The following is a 22,518-nucleotide window of genomic DNA, read 5'->3' as shown; positions in this document are numbered from 1 at the left end:
ACTCTTATGTCAAAAGCAGATCATATTTTTAATTTAGAAGAACAGGGTTTACTCATAGACATAAAAGATGAGTCAAAAGGCTGTACTACTAAGTTAGAATCCTCAGGAAAAATCTCTCATAACGCAACTGAATCAATTGAATCAACTGCTGACAAGCAAATAATCGACAATGTAAAAGACTCAAAAATTTCAATAACGGAAAAAGAAATATTATTAGCTACGAAAAAATCAAGCATCATGCTTAATGATAGCAAAATTGTGCTAAAAATAGGTAATTCGACTATTGTACTTGATGACTCGAGTATTTCTATAGAGTCAGGAACAATTAATGTAAAAAGCTCTGCAAACACAAATATTCAAGCTGCACAGAACATCGGCATAAAAGGCTTAAATAATAGTATAAAAGCTGATGTAAGCCTTAATGCAGAAGGTGTAAATGTCAATATCAAAGGAAGTGCTACAGCAAGTATAAAAGGTTCTGCAGCAACAATGGTTGGTTAATGTTTATGGATAGTATTGCTGATAAAGCGCTTAAGCGTTTATTTGAAAATATCAACTTCTACTATGACCAAGAAAGGTCTTTTAGAGTAGACAAGCTTGATAAATGTATCAGCGATATCATTAAACTTGAAAATAAAAAATATTATAAGAAATTTGATATATATAATATTAGGTATCTTATTGAAGATATAAAATATTCAGTAAATCTCAACTTATCTGATATGTCTAAGAGGCTTTATAATCAGATATTAAAAGTTATCGACAATATTTTAGACTCTACTGATACTGAACTTTTTGTTGGTTACTTGAAAGATTTAAGAAAGTTAGTTGATAACTATAAGTTAGTAATTGACAAAGATATAGCTGATAGAAAAAAAATCATAACAAGTAGTAATGATGAATTGGGTACTATTTTTTTAGATGTTACAAAAGATACTAATATAGAAGTTAATACTGATAAGCTTACACAGTTATATACTAAAACCCTAAAAAAACCTGACTCAGATAAACATATAATTGAGTACGAGACATATTTTAATACACTGAAAACTTTTGTAAAACAGATACAAAGCACAGATAGCTTTCTTCCATTAAGGAAAAACCCTATTTTAAGCTTGATAAATCTTGCTTATATAATTAAAAATGGGATCTTCAAAGTAGATACCTACTTAGCTAGTGACATCATACTTTTAAAAGCTTATTATTCTGCAAATAGTGATATTACTAAACTAAACATTATTAACGAAAGAATAAATACAGATACTCTAAGCACCTCTTTAACATCTCTACAAGAAACACAGCCTTCTGATGAGTTAAAAAAGATTATAGATTTTATCGACCTACAAATTTTTGGCATATCTCGATACTTTAATGATTTTAATTTAGAAAATATTTTCTTTCATAAGACTCATACAACAAACACGCCTAAACTTGAGTCTTTTGAACAGCTCTTGATAACTTTAAAATGTATCCCAGATACAATATTTGATGATGAAGCACTATATAAAAAAGTCCATAAAGAAAGAGAGCTCTATGAAAACCTTTTTACAAATAATAATGACAAGCCTATAGAGAAAATTATAGAACAGTCACCTAATAACTTAATTACAAAAATATCTAATAAGTATTTTCAAGCTTTGCTAGAAATAGCTACTTCTATAAACATCGCCATATCCGATGAAAACCTCGAGGTAATTGGCCCTTTCATCGAGTTCGAAAAGAATTTTAATTTAATAACCTCACAAATATCCAAAAAACATGCGTTTAATCATGAAAGATTTTACAAAGATATAAAGCATCTAAATAAGATATATCCTAGACTAAAGTCTAATTACTCATTATTAAAAGATATTGAACAACAATTAATTAAAAATAAAAATGGTATAAGTAGACTTAACTGTTTTTTTAGCAAAAAAAAGTTTTTAACATATAGAGAAATTAGAGTATATAATCCTAGCAACAAGGGAATTAATATTGATAAATATTTAACAAAAATAAATAAAAATATTTCTAATGCCAATTATGAAAATGCTTCTGAGAAAGCTAAAGAACTTACTTTATTCCTTTTAAATCAAGCATGCTACAAGTGCCCTTCTCTTATAGGTATATATAATTTACCACCCTTTTCCAATGATTACTTCCTAACACTTAAAGAAATTACAGACGATCCAATTATTAATGATCTAAAAAGCAAGCAAGATGCTTATTGGAGGATATAATGCTAGACATAATAAACGACTCATTAAAACGACTAGAAACCGCACCTAACAATGATGATAGTATTAGTAATGTAATATCCAATCTGATATCTGAGCTTAATAATATTAAGACTTTGTTAAGCCCTACAAATCTCAACCTTTCAGGCAGTGCCTCGACATTAACTCCCTCTATGACTGCTCAAATCAAATGTTCATTCAGTCTCGCTCCAGGAGTCTATTTAAGTACAAGAGTAAAAACACTTGCAGGGAATCTACCAGCATCTAATATTACTGACTCTAAGCTAGGCGCTAATATACTACCTTTTGCAGGGTGTACAAACCCAGCCAACCCGACAATGAACCCTTTCGTTTTTCCTTGGGTATGTATACCGAACCTTACTCCATTTATACCAACGAACCCAACCACGCTATTAGAAGGTGCCCCAATAAATACTATGAATAACAAAGCAATATGTACATTTGCTGCTGGAGGTATGGTGAACTTCATAAGTAGTGGGCAGATTAATGCAAAAACATCTTAAAGGACTATTGGCATGAATGAAATAAAAGATAACCTAAGCACAAATGATGCAGCCATCCTAAAAAAAACTTTTGACAAATTAAGTAGTGATATTAAAAATGATTTTGATAAAAGAATCTCTGAGTATAGTAGTAGCCTTTTATTCAAGTATTATAGTAGTTTATATTATTTTCTTCCTAAATCATGTTTATTAGAAATAAAAGACAAAGGTCATAATGGCTACTATATTCGTCCTCAAGAGTATTTTTTTATTGAGGACAAAAGAACTAATAAATCCTTAACATATACAACAAGATCAGAAAGTCTTATCTTACCTGTAAAGAATGTAGTAACCATAAAAAAAAGTGACACTCTAATAAATATATCATTAGATTTTGAAAATAATTTTGAAAATAATTTTGAATATGATTATCTTACTATATGGCTTGATCCAAGACTATGTGAAGAAGATCCTTTTTTTGCCACATATATTTTCAATCAAATACTAGCAGATAGTGGTTCCGCAAAAATTAGATTTTTAGACTACTCATACTCAACCAAGGATATAATAGTAGAACCTGTTAACCTACAACTTAAACCAACTGAAAAACTGATTTTGAATATTCATAACCCTAGTCTGATGTATGGGTTTAATATACGAATCAAAGATTTATTTAAATATAAATACAATAATTTACAAAAAATAGACTTCTACTTTAATCTAAAAATAGATAACTACAGCGAAGAAAGACTATCTTCATTATTCAGAGTCAATTTGGTACCAATATTTAATAGCTTCGATGATTATTCAAGCGCCACATTTACCTCTATGAGTCTATCAAATAGTAAACTAAAACACCATCAAATAGATGATGCTCAAGCAATAGAGGTTTTATCAGTGTATGAAAACAATACTCCTTGTTCATTTGATGGCTTTGCCTTTTCTGGTCAAAATGAATACTATCTTAATAGAAACTCTCAATCACTAAACTACAATGTTGTCTTCCCTGAACTTGATAACAAAATATTAGAGACAAAAATACACACATACACAACATGGACACAAATAGTAGAGATATCTGATCTCATAGAGATTAACTCAAATGCAATAGCTTCTATAAATTCAAGTATTTCTCCAATCTTTATAAATAGAGGGTTAAATAACTATAACAATAACTCTAGAGATATGTTTAATATGGTTGATATGATTATATCTAAGAATATGTATTCAAAAACAACATTTATAGCTATAGCAAAGCTTTTAAAGACCGATGATAATAATATATCATTATTATCAAGCTTATTAGATAAAGTGGAAATTGATTCTGTTACTAATGAACTAATGCTAACCACTAGCGATAGGTACAATGAGAAATATAAATATTTCTTAGATTTTTTTGTAGGTATTATATGTAAATTCATAAACCAAAACACCTTCAGTTTTATTAAAAAAATTGTTTTAAATAACTCTTGAGAAAGGATATAAAAATGGCAGATTTTGTAGAAGTAGAGATCATTCTAGAGATTATTAAAAGTACAAAGGAAATTGTTAAAGCAGATCACATTGATAATGAGCAAATTGCATACTATCGTAATAACATCAGAAAAAGTATATTTTTCCTTCAAGAAGAGTTATTAGAAAAATATAGTGAAACTATATGTAAATACATAACATTTCCATTAATTGCATATGTTGATGAAAAACTAATGATTCTAAAAGAAGAAGCAGGAAGTAATATTTCTTGGGGACTGCTACAACTTGAATACTATGATAGAAAAGATGGTGGTGAATATGTTTTTGAAATAATTGATAACTTATTATCAGACAATATCTATCCTCAATTGTGCTATCAAACAATATCTCTAATTCTTAATAATGATTTCTATGGTAAATATTATGAAAACATTTATAACCATAATTTTCTTGCTTACAAAAAAGAAGTTGATAAATATATAGATAAATCTGCAATTGATTCAGTTAGCTTTATTGATACTTCTAATAGTACCCCTCCTCCAAAGAGATATCGTAAAATTGCAAAAATCTTATTAAGATTTGGAGTCCCTCTTGGATTATTCCTTATAAGTTTATTGATTTTTATGATTTGGTAATTTAGGGAGATTAGCATGAGTAGACTAATATCAGCACTGAACAATATAGAGTTAGAAACTCAAGATAAGATAAATCTTATTAATAGCATGCGAACTCACTCAATATATGAAAATGCCGAATATGATACATTTATCCAGAAAATAGTCGATAATTCTAATGATACTAAAAGTATAGATGTATATAGCTTATTTCTTTGCTTAAATTCAGAAATATGCTTGAACTTAGATCAAATCGGCACAACCCCCGAAATCATTGAAGATTACTTTTCTTTTATAGAAAAAAACTTTTCAACTATAAGTCCCTTAGATTCTAAACAGAAAAGTGAGCTTGCTGAAAAAGGTATTAACAAATTTTTAGCAGTAGTTGATATCAATTTTGCTGAAATTAAAAACCTAGAGCCTCAATCATCCACTACTATTGAAAACATAGTTAATTTAATTAATAAATTTACTGTATTTTTCGATGAAAATAATCTAGGTTATAATTCTGATCTAAAGGTACAACTAGATAAAACATTAAACAAAATAAAAAAATCAATAGCTACACAAGAGCAACAAAATCAAAGTGTAGAACAAGAACCTCATAAGGATATAAAACAGTCTGTAACAAAAAGTGAAGAGTTGATATCAGTCACTGAAAAGAGTTTACAAGGTTCAGATAAGTGGCAATCTCTTGTTGAAAAGATAGAAATTCTAAAAAGTCTAGTTGATGATGAGAGAATATTTGAAACATCCATAGTCTATGATGATATTCAGAATCTACTAGCAAATTTTGATCCTAAAGAATATTTCCCTGAAGTTTTTTTCCCTTTATATAAAAAGATTGCACCAATAATAGGTGATATACATAAAAATATAGATTATTACTCTTCGAGTATTCAATGGAGTGTAGCAAAGAAAATGTATGAAATCGATTATAGCCAGTTTTTGGATGACCTTGAGAAAATGCCTGAAAACAACTTTATCAATAGTACATCTTCTTCAATAGCTAAAGAACACTTCTATGAAACAAACTCTGAAGCAAAGAAAGAGTATCGTGAAAAAAATAAAGTATTAGAAGATAGTGATGCTCATAAGCCCAATATAAACACAAAGCCCAAAAATCAAGAAGTTAATAATACCCATCAAGATACTTTAAAGCAAAATAATACAAGAGATGATGTCGATAATATTAGTGGTGATGATTTAAATAAATTATTCGACTTTTAAAGTATAAATAGTTATGAATATAGATAAATTAAATAAAATATCTCATAAACTCTCTTTAAATCATCTTCTTAGAATTTTTTCTGTTTATAATATTCCTCCCCAGAAGATGAGATTTGAACCAGTCTTAATAGATAGCACATTATCAGCCACTATCCTAAGAATATCAAAGAAAAATGAGCGTATATATATAGATATAAATGTTTTTAAACTTAAGCCTTTTGCAGAACTAGAAACAAAATACCAAAAATATATTCGTAGTAATAATGATTTAGCAATTGAAGTATTAGAGTACGGTATTAGATCTCTATTATACAGATATATAATTAAAACTAAGGAATTATATAGACTGACTCAAGATAATGCTTATATTAAAGCAGCTCCCAGATTTACTATTGATAATACAATTAATGCTCTATATAAAGCTCTTAGTGAAGATTACTGCACTATTATTAACTATGAAAAGGAATTAATTAAAATTAAAAGACCTCCCTCCTTAGTAGGTCAAAAAAATATAGGTAATATATATCTAGGTGGATACATTCCTTCTTTTATTTATTTGATTAAAGTAAACATAATAGTTATAAACAAAAATAATAACGATATAAAGAGAATAAAAAATAAAGTCAAAGTAATCAAAAAGAGTATCAAGAACAATTCGATAAGAATAAAACTAAACATAACGATAGAAAATAATAAACCAAATAATAAATATGCTGGTTACACATATTTATAGTTAAAGAGTTCTTAGGTAAAAGCTATAAAGAAATCAAAGTTTTCGCTGCCTTCAAAAGCGCTAAAAACAGCACTACTATCTGCGAGTATAAAATCCCATTCTGAACCTTTTTGAATTTCATATATTGCATCAATATTATCAACTCTTGTTGTAAAATTCATCATCGAGTTCTCAACTTCAACCAGCTTAATTCCAGAAAGAGACAGAGTAACAACATTTTTGTTCCTACTAATGCTCGTGATTCGTAAGACTTTTTTATTTTCAAACTTCACATTAGCTGGAGCAGTCGCTTTCCTTTTTATAAAAATATAATACCTAGAGGCTACAAAGAACTCTTCTGGGAAATTCTCACATATATATTTTCTTCCATGCAAATCAAATTTAATAAAGTTATTAATTTTTCTATACTCACAAAGACTAAGTAGCCTATCAGCAAGTGAATCAAGCTTTCTCAAAGGCTTATAAAAATCAAATTCAATACTATCAATTTCCTCAACTTTATCTAAGTTAAGTTGAATTAGACTATAAATATCATGCACCAAATCAAATATTTGTTTCGGAGAGCTATTCAATCTATTTGATTCTGCAAATTTAAGCTCTCTCTCTAATTTATTAATTAGAAATACCAATATAATAGCTGCATAAGATCTAGAGGTCGAGAAGACAAAACGGTTAAAAGACTTTAACTCAGAAACGAGCCTATTAAGCTTTACAAAAATATCCTGCATCGAGTAATGATTGAGAGTTAATACTGGAAAGTCGTAAATATCCGATACTAATCGACCTCTGTCTAACTTAAATAATGCAATTTGTGTACTATATTTAGAGCTATAATCATGTTCTAACGAAAGAGATAGTTGATTATAGATATACTTAGTACCATCTTTTTCAACTACCCTTTCTTTAATATCTAAAAATATTGGAATATCACCAACCAACTCATCTGTTGTTACTTGTAAGGATAAAGGGTAAGACCTATCATAAGAAACAAATATCTTTTCATCTAAATAGAGTTCAAGATCTTTTATGAGAATAAGCCCAGTATGCAAACTTTCAACATCTAAATTAAAGCTAATAATCCCTTTATGAAGATTCATCGGCAAGTAGTTTGCAACTCTTGACCTCTCTAAAACAGATAAGTTTGACTGATCTAAAATATCTCTATCTAACCTTACTCCATCTTCCCAGTATACCCTTTCAAGAAACATTAATGATATCACTCCTATTTACTAAGCAGCTGCTATATATCCTATTTTAGCAACACCTTTATCTGTACTTGCAGCACCACATACAGGCAAGCTACCTTGCGAAGTTGTTAGACCTTCAATAGTTATTATATGATATCTCATGCCATCTTTAGAAACACCCATCAACTCTGTCGGTTCTATACTTATAGAAAACGCCTTAGCACTTATAGGATAGAGCTCCAAGCTAGATAGATCAATCATAATACCCCATGCTTCATCTGTCTTGTACTCTTGCTTTTTATTGGAATTACCTAACTTGATTTTCATATCTGTAGCACTTGCTTGTAAAATACTAGAAACTTTCTCTTCAAGCTTAGTTCTAACACTTGACTTAATCAAGGCGCCAAGTGTAATACTAATTGTTGGGTTTATAGACCCCGGTGTTATTGACAAACGTATCACACTAGCTGCAGCTGTCGCAGAATCTGCTTTTGTAACATCATCGCCACCTTCAATAGCAACAATGTTCTTATCAAGATTCTCTCCAGCTATGGTCAAAGAGTCAATAAACAATCTGCGATTAGGATGAGAACCGATACATGCTGTAGGATCAGTTCTCACATAAATAGTTTCTCCACTTGTTACCTGCTGTCTTGTTATCATCTCACTCATAATCATTCTCCTTATTTTTAATTATTATTCGCACCAAATAATTCTGGTTCAAGTCTAGTATCAATAGTCATTGTAGTATCCATGCCTTCAAATTGAATATGTGGAATCACATTTATTTTGCATGAATACCAACCTGGTTTACCTGGTATAGTTTTAACTTCTATAGATACATTTCTAAAAGGATATCTTGCCATCTCTAGAGGCGTTGGCTGGTATACTGTAGTAACATACTCTGATATCCAATCTGAAAGAATATTTTGAATTTGCTCCGCTCCTACTACGCTTCCAATTTTATCTCTAATTACACATTTGATATAGTGAGATATTCTAGATATACACATAGTATATGAGAGATTAGCAATCAATCTTGAGTTGGCCGAATCAAAATCATCAACAAATTCCTCTACTTTTTTAGCCGAATTTACACTAAAAAAGCATGCATTACTCGTACCTTTTTCACTTACAAAAGGTATTAAGCCAATATTTGCCAATGATAGCTCCATATAGTCAGCAAATAACACGTTTAAAGGAGGTTTTGTTTCTAAAACCCCTTTATTATCGTAGACACAAGATACTAGGTTTCTTACATAGCCACCACTTTCGACCCCTCTTATATACTGGAACCATCTAGTTTTATCGTACGATCTCATCATATTTTTAACTAAGTGAATAGAAGAAGGTCCCCACAGATAACTATTATTATCTGAATAATCTACGAACTCATTAAAACCTTCCATGAGTTTGTATTGAACTGGATTATTTTCAGGATTATATGGCTGACGTAGCATAAAGTCTCCGACAGTCAGTCCTATATATGCAGCAACATCAAGATTTCTAAAATCATTCCACTCTTTATATCTTGGATGCTCTAATAAAGCTTCAAAACTTTTTATATGAGTTATTTCTGAAAGATCTTTTACCCCAAAAAATGATTTATCAATCGATGCTACAAAAGGTGCATGAGAGTTTTTTGCAACCATACCCATTCCAGTTAGCCAGATTATATCATTTGTAGTATTTTCAAAATTATATAAGCCTAGTATTGCACCATATGGTTCTCCACCATATTGATCAAACTCTGCAACATATACTTTTTTAAAGAAATCACTACTAGATATATCATATAAATTTCTCTCAAAATCATACTGCAGCTCTTCTTTCTTAACATCTATTACACTTACCTCTACATTATCATGATCGTCTTGGCAAACCTCTTGTACTTTCAACCACTCCTGTTCAAGAGTTCTAAACTCATCATTAGATATTATAGAGTTAACTTGTAAATCAATAAGCTTATCAATAACTGTAATAACTTTTTGGATATACTTTTGATTATAATTATTAATAGCATCGTTATTTGCTAACACTAGAGATAACGCCATAAGGTTTCTAGCATTGTAGTCTGTAGATAACGATAAAACTTTAGACGCATCATCTGAAACATCAAAGTCTATATTTTTAAGTACACTATCAACCTCTGCTGATCCACCAAAGTTGTTCAAAAGCTCATCTGTAAGACTTAATTTACTTTCTGACATCAAAAAATCTCCCTACTTATTTTCTATTTCTTCTTGCTTGCCTGTTTCAAGAGACTCAACAGCTTCTGCATCATCAGAATCTTTAATCGTATAGTTTGTCAAAGCAGGAATCTTATTTTTTAAAGCTTCTAACTCATTACTATCAGAAAAAATCATATCTATCGTTTTTTTAAGATTACGATTATTTTCTATATCCTTAGCAAAAGATGCTAATATTTCTTTCATTTCAAGCAAAGCTCTAATCTCAGGAACTTTTTTAGCGACCGCATCAGGTCTAAAGTCTTTTACACTTTGGATTCTATAATTAACCTTCAAGTTACTAGGATCTTTAGAGACAAAATTAGGAGCTTCAAAATCAAAAGATATATTCATATCCTCTAAAGCTCTATCAACTCCATTATCTATTCTTCTTACTTCTCTATCTGCAAATTCTTTTTTTGCATCTACAGACCTTCCTTTTGATAGATCTCCGACTACTAAAACTCTATAAGGCAATTCTTTTTTCTTCAAAACACCATCGACATTAGTTTCATAATTTATCATCAACCTTGAATTTGGAATCTTATTTTTTGCCATCTCTTCTCCCTATTTATCCTTACAAAAGCTTTAATATGAAATCTAGCAAAGAGTACAGCTAAAACAAACACTTTATACAGCAATTATTTTTTTTAAATTATTTAGCAAAATAGTTATTTAAATATTGGTGTAGCATTCCTTGATTTTTTAGATGACGATATGTTCTTATAAATTAAGGCCAGACTCTTCTGGAAGCATCTACCAATTAGAATTACAAGAAATGAGGGTTTATTTTATGCCAAAGTATGAACCAATGACATCAAACTTTAACGATGCAAATAGTGTTGATGATATTATCAATAAATACAACTTTGATGATTCTACAGAATACGCTTATGCCAAAACATCAAAAAAAGATTTTCTTAGAGCATACTTCCTCAATAGCAGAGCAAGACAAGCTTTTTTTGAAGAGGAAATCGTAATTAGACAAAAGCATTCTTTACAAGATGCAATGGAAAAAGGCTATGATGCTGTTAAAAAAGAAGTTTACGAAAAAAACTTGGGTAAGCTTGATGATTTAAGCATCTTTAGTAACTGGCAGCTCAAAGCAAATGATAAACGTGTTCAGTCATGGAAAAGTATAACTCTTGATGAAAAATATCAGTTTTTTATCAAGCAGTCTAATGATCAAGAGCTTGGTGGAGGTAATGTAGCTTACATAAATACTGTAAATCCATTTATTCTAAAGTTTAAACTAAAAGCTGCTGGAAGTATCGGTAAGCTAATTGATGCTATAAAAAAACAGATAAATCCAAATACCGAAGATAAATTTCCAAGTGAAGTAGATGCTAACTTTGGCGTAGATTTTAATGCATCATTTGCTAAGTCAATTAATGGTTATGGTAATCTTTGCCTATGGACCTCGCTACCAATATATGATTTTCAGAATCATAGAACTGACGATATCATGCCTATTTACCTCAATCTAAGTGGTTTTTGTTGCTCTTACGAACACACTATAGGATTTACATTAGGTGGTAACGCTTCATATAAGCCCACTAGAGCTCAAGTTGATTCTTTCGATGAAAATGGTAAGCAAATTTTTGACAAAGATGGAAAACCTGTCAAAGAAGACAGTAAAAAAATTGCAGATATTCTAGCATCTAACTGGTCTGCTACGGCAACATTAAACCTAATCGATCTCAAACATAAAATCAGTTGCTTAAGAGCGTCATATAGACTTATAACACCAAATGATAAAATGCTAATCCCTGATATTGTCTCTGAAAAAAATACTGCGGTCAAAGATATTGCTTTAGAAGATATCAACAGACTTTTCTTTGACAAGGACATATATCAAGGTTACGCAACGAAAAATCCTACGAACTCATTAGAAAAATTTGGTACTTTAGAAAGTGGAAAAATTATTAAAGGTAAAGTTGCGAAACCTAAACATAACATTATTACTGGCTCACGTCAGCAAGAGTCAGAGTCGGATCCTCGATTTGTAGTTACTACTACTGAATCTGGACATTATATTAAACTGGGAGAAGTCAGTGCTAAAGCTGGTTATAAAGTAAACTCTCTAGAAATACATGATTCAGATTCAGATAAGATAAAAAAATATAGAGAAAAAATCAAAGAATACGATGAAATCATAAATCTTGAGTTTACTAATCGCGAAGGTACACTATCAGAGCAACTTAATCCTATTTATGATTCCATAGATACTCTAAAAACAGAAGTTGAAGCACGACTTTGTGTTTTTGATAGGAAGTCTTATTCTAAAATACGTACAATAAATGTAGCAATACCATTTGATAGAAGCTTATTAGTACCTGATAAAAGCCTAACCAAAGGCACTCAAGATAAGTTGAGTTTACATGAAAAAAGTATTTCAGGGAAAGGATTAAAGGATTATTACCATGTTAAAGGTATTAGAAATAATTCAACTAACTATAAGCCTGTTACAATAGCAAATAATAATGTTGATGACCTTGCTAAGCTAAACTTAGGAAGAGAAACTTTTTTAGATAGGTTATCTGGACATGCTCAAGACATTGCTAATCCTAACCCAGGAGTTGATCCAGTTGCAGATCCTCAGAAAGTAGATAACTTTTTATCAGATACCTTCAACTTCCAAGATGCTACTGATTCAAGAGAAACTGATGCTATAGTTATTCAAAACACTATATTAAATTACACTCAAGATTTTGATATTGAAATCTCAATGGATTCTCAATCTAAAAATTCATGGTTTAACTCTAAAAAAGCCTCTCTCATAACTGCTTTAGCATCTACAGAAGATAGTACCAAGGGTGGTCAAGTATCTAAAGAATATGATTTAGATAAAAGAAAATCGAATGAAGAACTAAAAAAACAAATCATAGATTATATTAATGCTAATGAACCTTCTAAAAGCAAAGACTTTAGTCCAGCAAAGGCCTTAGAAGAATTCTTGGCCTCTGAGAATGGTTCTGGAATAAAATCAACAAATAACATTTCATATATTTCATTATGTCGACTTCTAGAGAAAAAACCCTTAGATAGTGAGTATGAAAACACTACTAGCTCAGCTATATATTTTGGCTCATCTTTTAACGTACCAGTCTATCAAAATCTTATGAACTATATAAATATTTTAGAAGAGCAGTACACTTATGACTATAACATTATAGATAATGTCACTAGAATAATTGAAAACGGTAATAACAAGAGTGATATTTATCTAGATATATATTTTGCTCTCATGGAAGAGTGTCTTAAACATTCCAATTATGATTCTGTAGAAGGAATTGAGAAAAGACTAGAAGATGGCATTGAAAGGATTATTTCCATTACTCTAAACAACGCTCTTAGAGGAATAGTTGCCTTAAGAAAACAAAAATGGAAAAGTAATGGAGTTCATGTTTTCAGTAGTGCTGACCATGATTTTAAGTACTGGATGCAAAATAGATTACATGAATTAGACTACTTACTATGCCAGGAATTCTCAGCATATCTAGGAATGATAGCAGACTTCCACAACTCAACGACTCATTCTCAATATTCACAAATAAAAACTGCTTTTAGATTTATTAGACTTAGAAATATGTTCCTTGTTAAATTCTTAGAGCTTAAAAAACTATTCATAAAGAAAAGAAGATTAAATGGTGTAGATATATCTAATGAACATCTAAAAATGTTTAACAGCATAATCACGTTCTTATGTTCTTTTGATTTTAAAAACTTAACTAAAGACTTTAATTTTAATGATGAATATGAGTCGCAAATATTTGAACATTTTTTCAATGGCTGTGTAAATATCGAGGGCTTTATGGAAAGTCTTACAAAAATGCAGCAAGCCTGTGTTAATAGTAGTGTCCCATATTTGAATTTTCTTAAATACTTAAGTGATAAAACAAACAAGGATATGCTAAACGGTTTGATAGAAAATATCAGCAAACTTGGATTTACGACATCTTTAGTCATAGAATCATGTTGGAAAGCTAATGAACAAACCTTAGGTGACCTTAATATAGATATCAATAACAAAAATAAAGAAGATAAAGCAATACAACAAAGTGTAGGACGACTATATAAGCAGATATCAAACAAAGCTAATAATGATAAGAGATTTACCACTGATAATTTTGTTGGGTTTAGAATACTTAAACAAGAAGCATCGACAAATACAAATGTAGCTAAGTTCACTATTGGACTAAGAGCTGAAATTTCTTCTGGAACTGTAGAACTAAGAGCCGGGGACACAAAGCTAGTAAATGTAAATGTTTATAAGATATTAGAAAGGTATGGTGTCGATAATGTTTGTGGAATACCTTTCAAAGCTTTTAGAGAAATTGTTGAGTGCCTAACAGAAGCTACACTTGATCTTGAAGTTGGTATGACAAATAATGAGGAAAGATCAAGCCAAGCTCTGGTAACTATAATAGCTCAAAATCAAGAACTAAAAAAATATGTACGCCCTACTATTGTCCTATAACACTAATATCCATCTACTATTTTTATATACTCTTACTAGAAAAAGTTAACCTGTCCCAATATCACTCTATCTTTTGCCCCTGTTGCCGATGGAATATTATTATAGCTATTGTTAAGAGTTTCATTTCCTAACACAGCAAAGGCTATAGCTTCTTTTGCATCACTACTATGCCCAATTTCTTCAAACGTGATGACTTCGACATCTATCAGTTTTTTAATAGTTTCTATCAAAAATATATTATACGCCCCTCCCCCAGTGAAAATTATTTCATCCAACTCAACTTTATCAAACACAAAATCATTATATGCTTTGGCTATACTCTCCGCTGTAAATATAGTTAACGTATGAACTATATCTTTAGGATTGCTTTGCTTATATTTATCAAGAATATAATCTGTATACCCAATACCAAAAAGCTCTCTACCCGTTGATTTTGGTGGATTCAAAGATAAATATGGATTTTGCAAAAGCTCCTGCAACATTTCTACAATAACTATACCAGAAGCTGCTATTTCGCCATCTTTATCATAATCTCGATTAAACAAAACTTCCATTGCCCTATTTATCATCATATTACCTGGACCAGTGTCAAATGCATATATATCATTAATATTTGCATTTCTAGGAATAATTGTAGTATTAGCTATTCCACCAATATTATGTAGAGCACGTGATTTATTTTTATCACTATAAAGAATATAGTCCACATAAGGTACCAAAGGGGCTCCATCTCCTCCAGCTGCAATATCTCCGGCTCTAAAATTGGACACAACTGTTGTTTTACATTCATAAGCTATCGTCGCAGCATCACCCAACTGTAATGATGATTTAATAAATCCATCTTCTTTTTTTGCCTGGTGATATATAGTTTGCCCATGACTAGCTATGAACTCGATATCTTCTAATTTTAGGTTATTTACAGCTACTGATTTCTTTACAGCATTAGCATATTCAATTCCAAGCTTAAAATTAAGACTACATAATAGCTGAGCATTACTTCTTGTCAAATCTAAAGACTGCTTAATATCGTTTAATAAATCTTCTGAATATGAATATGTTTCAAAACTAACTAACTTAAGATCTGTGTCTAATCCATATCCTCGAACCTTACATAAAGCCACATCAATTCCATCTAACGAAGTTCCAGACATAATTCCAATACAGTATTTATACTCATCCATCTCTGCTATCCCAATAGTAAAATCTTAATTTTATTATAACCCACTAGCTAAGTCACAAACACTGATTATTTCAATTTTTAAAGTCCCATTACTTTTTAGAATTACTCTTTCTTAGACTTGTTTACATATATAACTTTGTTTATCCTAAAGTTAGAAACAATTTTTTGTTAATCATATGAAATACTTTCAGCTCAAGCTTTCGTTATTTCTCATTTTCTTTATTAGCGCTATTTTACTTAATAGCGTTGGTATTGTGATTCTACAATCGGTCACTCATTATCAGGTCACAGAAGTTCAAGCAAGTATTCTTGAGGCATGCAAAGATCTTACTATAGCAATAGTTTCATTTGCTATTTGTTCATTTATTCCAAGATTTGGTTATAAGAATGCCATGCTTTTAGGACTAGCAATTATTGCTACAGGATGTATTACCATGGCAAGCCTAGATAGTTTCTTTACAGCTAAACTACTATTTGTTTTAATAGGCGTAGCTTTTGCTCTTATCAAAGTATCTGTATATTCAACTGTTGGATTAATTACCAATGACTCAAAAGCACATGCTAGCTTAATGAGTCTATTAGAGGGTGTCTTTCAGGTTGGGGTTGTTTTATGCTTTTTTGTATTTAGCATATTTATTCACTTTGGTAACTGGCTTGGCACATACTGGTTATTAGCAGGCTTATGCTTAGTTGCATTTTTGCTACTTTTATTTACCAAACTTGATGAATCAGCAGTACGAACATCTAAAAATTCTAATTTTCTAGCAGATACTTTAGGTATGCTAAAACTCATAAAGCTACCAATTGTTATGTTATTTATAATTAGTGTATTTTTTTATGTATTTATCGAGCAAGGTGTACAATCTTGGCTTCCAACATTTAATACTAGAGTACTTCACCTTTCTACATCAACCAGTGTCTTTATGGCAAGTATTTTTGCTTTAAGCATAGCTGCTGGTAGAATCACTTTTGGCTTCATAATGAAAAAGATTGACTGGAAAGTAATTATTATCATAGGTCTCATATGCTGTGGAATATTAATAGTATCAACCCTACAACTATCTAAACTAATAGATACTAATAAAACAGATTCTTATATGGCTATAGTTATAGCACTACTGTTTCCTATGATTGGTTTTTTCATGGCTCCAATATATCCAACATTATGTTCAAGCATTCTTAGTAGCCAATCTGAAAACTTACAAAGTGCTATGGCTGGTTTAATAATCATATTTTCTGCTCTAGGTGGTACTATTGGTTCTAGGATAATTAGTGAAATATTTGCACACTTTGGTGGTATAACTGCGTTTTACTGCGTACTTATACCTATAGCACTTTTAGTACTATTAATACCTCCTTATGCCAAACTCCATAGGAATAAATAATTATGTCTAATAATCAAGAACAACTAATACAACTATCAGGTGAACTTTTTGAAGCAGTTCAATTAAAACCATGTTTTAATGACTCAAAATACTTTGTCGATATGACTCCTAAAAGATCTTCTAAAGATATCTTAAAAGATTACAGAAAACTTAGAGACTCTGATAATTTTGATCTTAAGGCTTTTGTTGAGGATAACTTTTACCCTCCAGTATCGGAAAAAACTTTTGATAATAGTAAAGAATTATCTCTATCATCTTATATCAAACAAATGTGGCATTTTTTGCATCAGTCATCTGACAAACAAAACTCTCTAAGTTCTCTTATACCATTACCAAAGTCTTATATAATTCCAGGAGGTAGATTTAGAGAAGTTTATTATTGGGACTGCTATTTTACTTGTGAAGGTTTGCGAGTTGATGGTGAAATACAGATGATTAAAGATATTGCAGATAATTTTGCATATTTGATAGATACTGTTGGTTTTGTACCAAATGCAAATAGAAAATACTATCTAACTCGTTCTCAACCTCCTTTGTTTTATCTAATTATAAATATCCTATATCAAGAGCTAGGTATAGCAGCTATTGAAAAATATTTACCAACTTTAGAAAAAGAATATTCATTTTGGATGAATACACAAAGAAATGTAAACGGTTTAAATAGATACTGGGATGAATCAGCTACTCCTAGACCAGAATCATATCGCGAAGATATTGAGCATGCGCAAAATATAGCAAACAAACCAGACTTCTATCGTAACATCCGTGCAGCTTGTGAATCTGGGTGGGATTTTTCTAGTCGTTGGTTTGCTAATACAAATGACTTTAGTACTATTCAAACAATAGATATTCTACCTATTGATTTAAATAGCTATCTATATGGATTAGAGAATCTATTAAGTAAATGGTTCACTGAAATTTCAGACCAAGAAAAAACGACTAAATATTTAGAGTTAGCTGAAAAAAGAAAAAAACTTATCCAAAATACTTTTTGGGATAATAAAAAAGATTTTTTTTATGATCTAAATACTAAGACAAATAAGATTACTAGCATTACAAGCTTAGCAGGAGTGACACCACTATTCTTAAATATAGCTACTCAAGAACAGGCTCAAAAGGTAGCTAAGGTTATAGAAAATCAATTTTTAACAGAGCATGGACTTATTACAACAACTTTAAATACTTCTCAACAATGGGATTCTCCAAATGGCTGGGCACCATTACATTTTGAAGCTGTTATAGGTTTAAGAAATTATGGTTTTGACAAGCTTGCAGAAACCATTGCTAAAAGATTTATAAATACAGTTAATCAGAAATTTAAAGAGACTGGAAAAATCCGTGAAAAGTATGATGTAGTTGATCCCAAAGCAAATGCTGGTGGTGGGGAATATATAGTACAAGATGGCTTCGGTTGGACAAATGGCGTTGTCGCAAACTTTATCAAAATGTACAAGTTATAAATATACAGAATCTTAACACTCTTAAACCATTAAGAATATCAAGCTAAATTAATGTAACTAACTAAAAAAATTCTGGCTAAAAATATAGAAAAAATTAGAAAGAAATATTATTTCACGATTGGATCAAGTTCACCACTTTCATAACGTTGGAACATTGTTTCAAGTGAAATTGGCTTAATTTTACTAGCCATACCAGCACTACCAAATGCTTCATATCTAGCCTGACAAATTTCAGACATTGCTGCTTTTGCTACTGCATTATATTTACGTGGATCGAATTCAGCAGGATTTTCTGCCATAAATCTTCTAATCGCTCCAGTAGCAGCCATACGTAAATCAGTATCAATATTTACCTTACGCACACCATACTTAATTGCTTCAACGATTTCCTCTACTGGCACGCCATAAGTCTCGCCCATAGCCCCCCCATAAGTATTGATTACTTCTAACCAATCTTGAGGTACTGAAGATGATCCATGCATTACTAAGTGAGTATCAGGAATTCTTGCATGAATTTCTTTTACTCTCTTAATAGATAGTACATCACCTGTAGGTGGCTTAGTGAACTTATAAGCACCGTGAGAAGTACCTATAGCAATTGCTAAAGCATCAACTTTTGTTTTCTTAACGAAATCAGCAGCTTCTTCTGGATCTGTAAGCATTTGATCCATAGACAAAGTACCCTCAGCACCAACACCATCTTCTTCTCCTGCTTGTCCAGTTTCTAATGAACCAAGACATCCAAGCTCACCTTCAACTGATACACCACAAGCGTGAGCCATATCAGAAACAGTTTTTGTAACATTAACATTATACTCATAATCAGAAGGAGTTTTACCATCTGATTTTAATGAGCCATCCATCATTACAGATGAAAAACCTAATTGAATAGATCTTTGGCAAACAGATGGAGATGTACCATGATCTTGGTGCATACAAACTGGAATATGAGGATACTCTTCAATCGCTGCAAGAACTAAGTGTCTTATAAATGGAGCTCCTGCATACTTTCTTGCACCCGCAGAACCCTGTAGAATAACTGGTGAGTTAACTCTATCAGCAGCTTCCATAACAGCTCTTACTTGCTCAAGATTATTTACATTAAATGCTGGCAACCCATATCCATGCTCTGCAGCATGATCCAATAGTTGACGCAATGAAACTAAAGCCATGTTTATCTCCTTATCTTACTTGACCTGCAATTATTACTTTAATTTTGTTTGTGCTTCCATGTACACCCATACTATCACCACTTGTTAAAACAAGAATGTCACCATCCTTGGCCAAGCCTCTGCTTTCCAACTCCATAGATGCAGATCTATTGACATACAGCTTAGACATTCTAGTAGAGTCAAAATATAGAGGAACAACTCCTCTGAACAATGTCATTGCTCCTAATGTTGTAGCATTACGTGATAGTGCATAAATAGGTAAATCAGAATTTATACGTGACATCCAGCGTGAAGTATTCCCACCCTCTGTCAATACAATTAAACCTTTTGCTCCAATGTCATTGGCTATTTTAACAGCAGCGACTGATACAGCATGATCCACTCTATCACAATCAGCAATTTTTTGCTTTTTAGTAATATGCGTATACTTACTTCTTTCTGCAGACTCACAAATTCTTGACATTGCAGAAATAGTTTCAACAGGATACTTACCAACAGCTGTTTCAGCTGATAACATCACTGCATCAGTACCATCAAATACAGCATTTGCTACATCAGATGCTTCAGCACGAGTAGGAGATGAATTCTCAATCATTGACTCCATCATTTGAGTAGCTGTGATAGAACCCTTCTCATTTCTTCTGGCTGTACTAATAATTAATTTCTGTACAGTAGGGACATTTTCATCACCGATTTCAACAGCTAAATCACCACGAGCCACCATCACAAGATCAGAAGCGTCAACAATGCCTTTGAGGTTATCTTCTAATACGGCTTCTGCTCGCTCGATTTTAGCAACCATTGCAGGCTTCCAACCAGCCTCATTAACAAGCTGGCGAGCATATTCCATATCTTTGCCATCTCTAACAAATGAAACAGCTAAGAAATCCACCTGAAGCATAGCTGCTACTTTGATATCTTGCTTATCTTTATCTGTTAAAGCTGGTGCAGTAAGTCCACCGCCTTTTTTGTTGATCCCTTTGTTATTAGAAACTTTACCACCGATAACAACTTTTGTTACAGCTTTGTTACCTTTAACAGAATCAACTTCTAGAACAATTTTACCATCATCCACCAATAGTATATCGCCCTTCTTAACATCTTGAATAAGCTCTTTATAGTCAATACCAACTGTATTTTCATCACCATCTTCGATACCAAGATCTGCATCAAGTGTGAATTTTTGACCTTTCTTGATTATCACAGAACCATTTTTGAACTTCGATAGTCTTATTTTTGGACCTTGTAAGTCCGCTAAAATACCAACATAAGTATCTTGTTCTTTTGCAATTTGACGTATCAGATCAACTCTTTTACGATGATCTTCAGCAGATCCATGCGAAAAATTACATCTTACCGCATTAACACCTGCTTTAATCATCTCTGTCAACGCTTCTCTAGATTCACTAGCAGGACCAAGAGTAGCTAAAATTTTCGTTCTTCTCATATAAATAACCTATAGTTACATAGTTGCTTTCTCTTTCAATATTTCTACAGCAGGTAGTTTCTTACCTTCAAGAAACTCTAAAAATGCTCCACCAGCAGTTGATATATAAGACACTTTATCTTTAATATCAAATTTCTCAATCGCTGCAATAGTATCACCACCACCTGCAACAGAGAAAGCATCTGATTCAGCTATCGCTAATGATAAAGCTTTTGTACCTTCTGCAAAACTATCAAATTCAAATACTCCTACAGGACCATTCCATAGAATAGTGTTAGCAGATTTTAAAAGCTCTGCAATATTTCTTTCAGACTTCGGACCTATATCTAGTATCATTTCATCATCAGCAACATCAGCAACATCTTTAACTACTGCAACAGCATTTTCGCTAAACTCTTTGGCAACTCTTACATCTACTGGTACAGGTATGTTTACACCAAACTCTTTCGCTTTTGCCAAGATATCTTTAGCTTCACCAACTAGATCTTCTTCATATAGTGAATTGCCAATATTAAATCCTTCAGCTTTTATGAAAGTGTTTGCAATACCTCCACCAACTATAAGTATCTCGACCTTATCAAGAAGATTGTGTAAAACAGATAACTTTGTTGAAACTTTAGATCCACCAACTATAGCAGCCATTGGTTTCTTAGGAGCTTTCAAAGCTTTTTCTAGTGCTTTGATTTCATTAGCCAAAAGTAGACCGGCACACGCTACAGGCACATACTTAGCTACTCCATAAGTCGATGCTTGAGCTCTATGAGCCGTAGCAAATGCATCCATAACAAACACATCACCAAGACTTGCTATATTTTTTGATAGCTCATCGTCAGACTTTTTCTCACCTTTATTGAAACGTACATTATCGCACATAACAATTTCACCAGCTTTAGCATCAACACCATTTAGCCAATCTTTAGCAAATCTAACTGGTTTATTGATGATTTGGGATAATGCTTCAGCAACAGGTTCAAGTGAAAACTGAGAGTCATACTCGCCTTCTGTAGGGCGACCAAGATGTGACATTAAAATCACTGCTCCACCTTGATCTAAAATATACTGAATAGTTGGAATAGCTGCCTCTATTCTGACTTTGCTTGTAACCTTGCCATCTTTGACAGGCACATTAAAGTCAACACGAACTAAGACTTTCTTATTCTTAAGATCAACATCTTTTAATGTTAGAAAACTCATTTATACCACCTATAAG

At 31.6% G+C, this 22,518-nt stretch carries 18 protein-coding genes; 10 read left to right on the top strand and 8 right to left on the bottom strand.

What is annotated here, in order from left to right; translation table 11 throughout:
- Positions 1 to 6 precede the first annotated feature (6 nt).
- Genes tssI through iglJ form a run of 7 tightly spaced genes read left to right on the top strand, consistent with a single transcriptional unit; the run spans position 7 to position 6,769 of the window.
- Entirely contained in the window at positions 7 to 501 is a 495-nt protein-coding gene (gene tssI, locus F3D57_RS05655) for a type VI secretion system tip protein TssI/VgrG (RefSeq protein ID WP_013922776.1), read from the top strand.
- Between the two features lie 5 nt (positions 502 to 506).
- Positions 507 to 2,219, top strand: coding sequence for a hypothetical protein (locus F3D57_RS05650; protein ID WP_150465518.1), 1,713 nt, complete (start codon positions 507 to 509; stop codon positions 2,217 to 2,219).
- Positions 2,219 to 2,740 carry a type VI secretion system PAAR-like protein IglG gene (iglG, locus tag F3D57_RS05645; protein WP_150465514.1) on the top strand — a complete coding sequence of 174 codons (522 nt, stop codon included), beginning with the start codon at positions 2,219 to 2,221 and terminating at the stop codon, positions 2,738 to 2,740. Before F3D57_RS05650 ends, iglG begins: the two co-directional genes overlap by 1 nt.
- A gap of 12 nt (positions 2,741 to 2,752) precedes the next feature.
- Positions 2,753 to 4,192, top strand: a complete 1,440-nt coding sequence (iglH, locus tag F3D57_RS05640) for a type VI secretion system baseplate subunit TssF/IglH (RefSeq protein WP_150465513.1) — start codon at positions 2,753 to 2,755, stop codon at positions 4,190 to 4,192.
- Positions 4,193 to 4,206: 14 nt separating this feature from the next.
- A complete protein-coding gene (locus F3D57_RS05635) occupies positions 4,207 to 4,827 on the top strand; it encodes a DotU family type IV/VI secretion system protein (RefSeq protein ID WP_013922771.1) in 621 nt (206 codons plus the stop codon).
- Positions 4,828 to 4,842: 15 nt separating this feature from the next.
- Positions 4,843 to 6,036, top strand: a complete 1,194-nt coding sequence (locus F3D57_RS05630; RefSeq protein ID WP_150465512.1) for a type VI secretion system protein IglI family protein — start codon at positions 4,843 to 4,845, stop codon at positions 6,034 to 6,036.
- A 13-nt stretch (positions 6,037 to 6,049) separates the two neighbouring features.
- The gene (gene iglJ, locus F3D57_RS05625) at positions 6,050 to 6,769 is read left to right on the top strand and encodes a type VI secretion system baseplate protein IglJ (protein WP_150465511.1); all 720 of its coding nucleotides are present in this window, start codon (positions 6,050 to 6,052) and stop codon (positions 6,767 to 6,769) included.
- A gap of 11 nt (positions 6,770 to 6,780) precedes the next feature.
- Here the strand turns inward: iglJ and tssK are convergent, their stop codons facing one another.
- From tssK to tssB, 4 genes are read right to left on the bottom strand one after another with little or no spacing between them, the layout of a single operon-like run.
- Complete coding sequence (tssK, locus tag F3D57_RS05620) at positions 6,781 to 7,977, bottom strand: type VI secretion system baseplate subunit TssK (protein WP_150465510.1); 1,197 nt, start codon at positions 7,975 to 7,977, stop codon at positions 6,781 to 6,783.
- A 21-nt stretch (positions 7,978 to 7,998) separates the two neighbouring features.
- On the bottom strand, positions 7,999 to 8,628 hold the full coding sequence (gene iglC, locus F3D57_RS05615) for a type VI secretion system tube protein IglC (protein ID WP_179951639.1): 630 nt from the start codon (positions 8,626 to 8,628) through the stop codon (positions 7,999 to 8,001).
- Between the two features lie 17 nt (positions 8,629 to 8,645).
- Positions 8,646 to 10,166 carry a type VI secretion system contractile sheath large subunit gene (gene tssC, locus F3D57_RS05610; RefSeq protein WP_146420601.1) on the bottom strand — a complete coding sequence of 507 codons (1,521 nt, stop codon included), beginning with the start codon at positions 10,164 to 10,166 and terminating at the stop codon, positions 8,646 to 8,648.
- Positions 10,167 to 10,178: 12 nt separating this feature from the next.
- Positions 10,179 to 10,742 (bottom strand): type VI secretion system contractile sheath small subunit, encoded by a 564-nt coding sequence (gene tssB, locus F3D57_RS05605; protein ID WP_146420602.1) that lies wholly within the window; start codon positions 10,740 to 10,742, stop codon positions 10,179 to 10,181.
- A 235-nt stretch (positions 10,743 to 10,977) separates the two neighbouring features.
- Between tssB and F3D57_RS05600 the strand changes: the two genes are divergently transcribed.
- Entirely contained in the window at positions 10,978 to 14,664 is a 3,687-nt protein-coding gene (locus F3D57_RS05600; protein ID WP_150465509.1) for a hypothetical protein, read from the top strand.
- 35 nt (positions 14,665 to 14,699) lie between these two features.
- On the opposite strand, the gene anmK is transcribed toward F3D57_RS05600, so the two are convergent.
- Complete coding sequence (gene anmK / locus F3D57_RS05595) at positions 14,700 to 15,845, bottom strand: anhydro-N-acetylmuramic acid kinase AnmK (protein ID WP_150465508.1); 1,146 nt, start codon at positions 15,843 to 15,845, stop codon at positions 14,700 to 14,702.
- A 253-nt stretch (positions 15,846 to 16,098) separates the two neighbouring features.
- Here anmK and F3D57_RS05590 point away from each other — a divergent pair, with 253 nt between their 5' ends.
- On the top strand, positions 16,099 to 17,229 hold the full coding sequence (locus F3D57_RS05590) for an MFS transporter (protein WP_263478292.1): 1,131 nt from the start codon (positions 16,099 to 16,101) through the stop codon (positions 17,227 to 17,229).
- Positions 17,230 to 17,231: 2 nt separating this feature from the next.
- A complete protein-coding gene (locus F3D57_RS05585; protein WP_150465506.1) occupies positions 17,232 to 18,689 on the top strand; it encodes a trehalase family glycosidase in 1,458 nt (485 codons plus the stop codon).
- Between the two features lie 107 nt (positions 18,690 to 18,796).
- Here the strand turns inward: F3D57_RS05585 and fba are convergent, their stop codons facing one another.
- Genes fba through F3D57_RS05570 form a run of 3 tightly spaced genes read right to left on the bottom strand, consistent with a single transcriptional unit; the run spans position 18,797 to position 22,502 of the window.
- Positions 18,797 to 19,861 carry a class II fructose-bisphosphate aldolase gene (gene fba / locus F3D57_RS05580; protein ID WP_013922760.1) on the bottom strand — a complete coding sequence of 355 codons (1,065 nt, stop codon included), beginning with the start codon at positions 19,859 to 19,861 and terminating at the stop codon, positions 18,797 to 18,799.
- A 10-nt stretch (positions 19,862 to 19,871) separates the two neighbouring features.
- On the bottom strand, positions 19,872 to 21,308 hold the full coding sequence (gene pyk, locus F3D57_RS05575) for a pyruvate kinase (protein WP_013922759.1): 1,437 nt from the start codon (positions 21,306 to 21,308) through the stop codon (positions 19,872 to 19,874).
- A gap of 15 nt (positions 21,309 to 21,323) precedes the next feature.
- Complete coding sequence (locus F3D57_RS05570; RefSeq protein WP_150465505.1) at positions 21,324 to 22,502, bottom strand: phosphoglycerate kinase; 1,179 nt, start codon at positions 22,500 to 22,502, stop codon at positions 21,324 to 21,326.
- Positions 22,503 to 22,518 lie beyond the last annotated feature (16 nt).

Origin of the sequence: Francisella sp. SYW-2, assembly GCF_008711475.1 — a bacterium.
Classification (GTDB): Bacteria; Pseudomonadota; Gammaproteobacteria; order Francisellales; family Francisellaceae; genus Francisella; species Francisella salimarina.
Note: the sequence above shows the minus strand (reverse complement) of the source record. Positions and strands in the feature narration are given on the sequence as shown.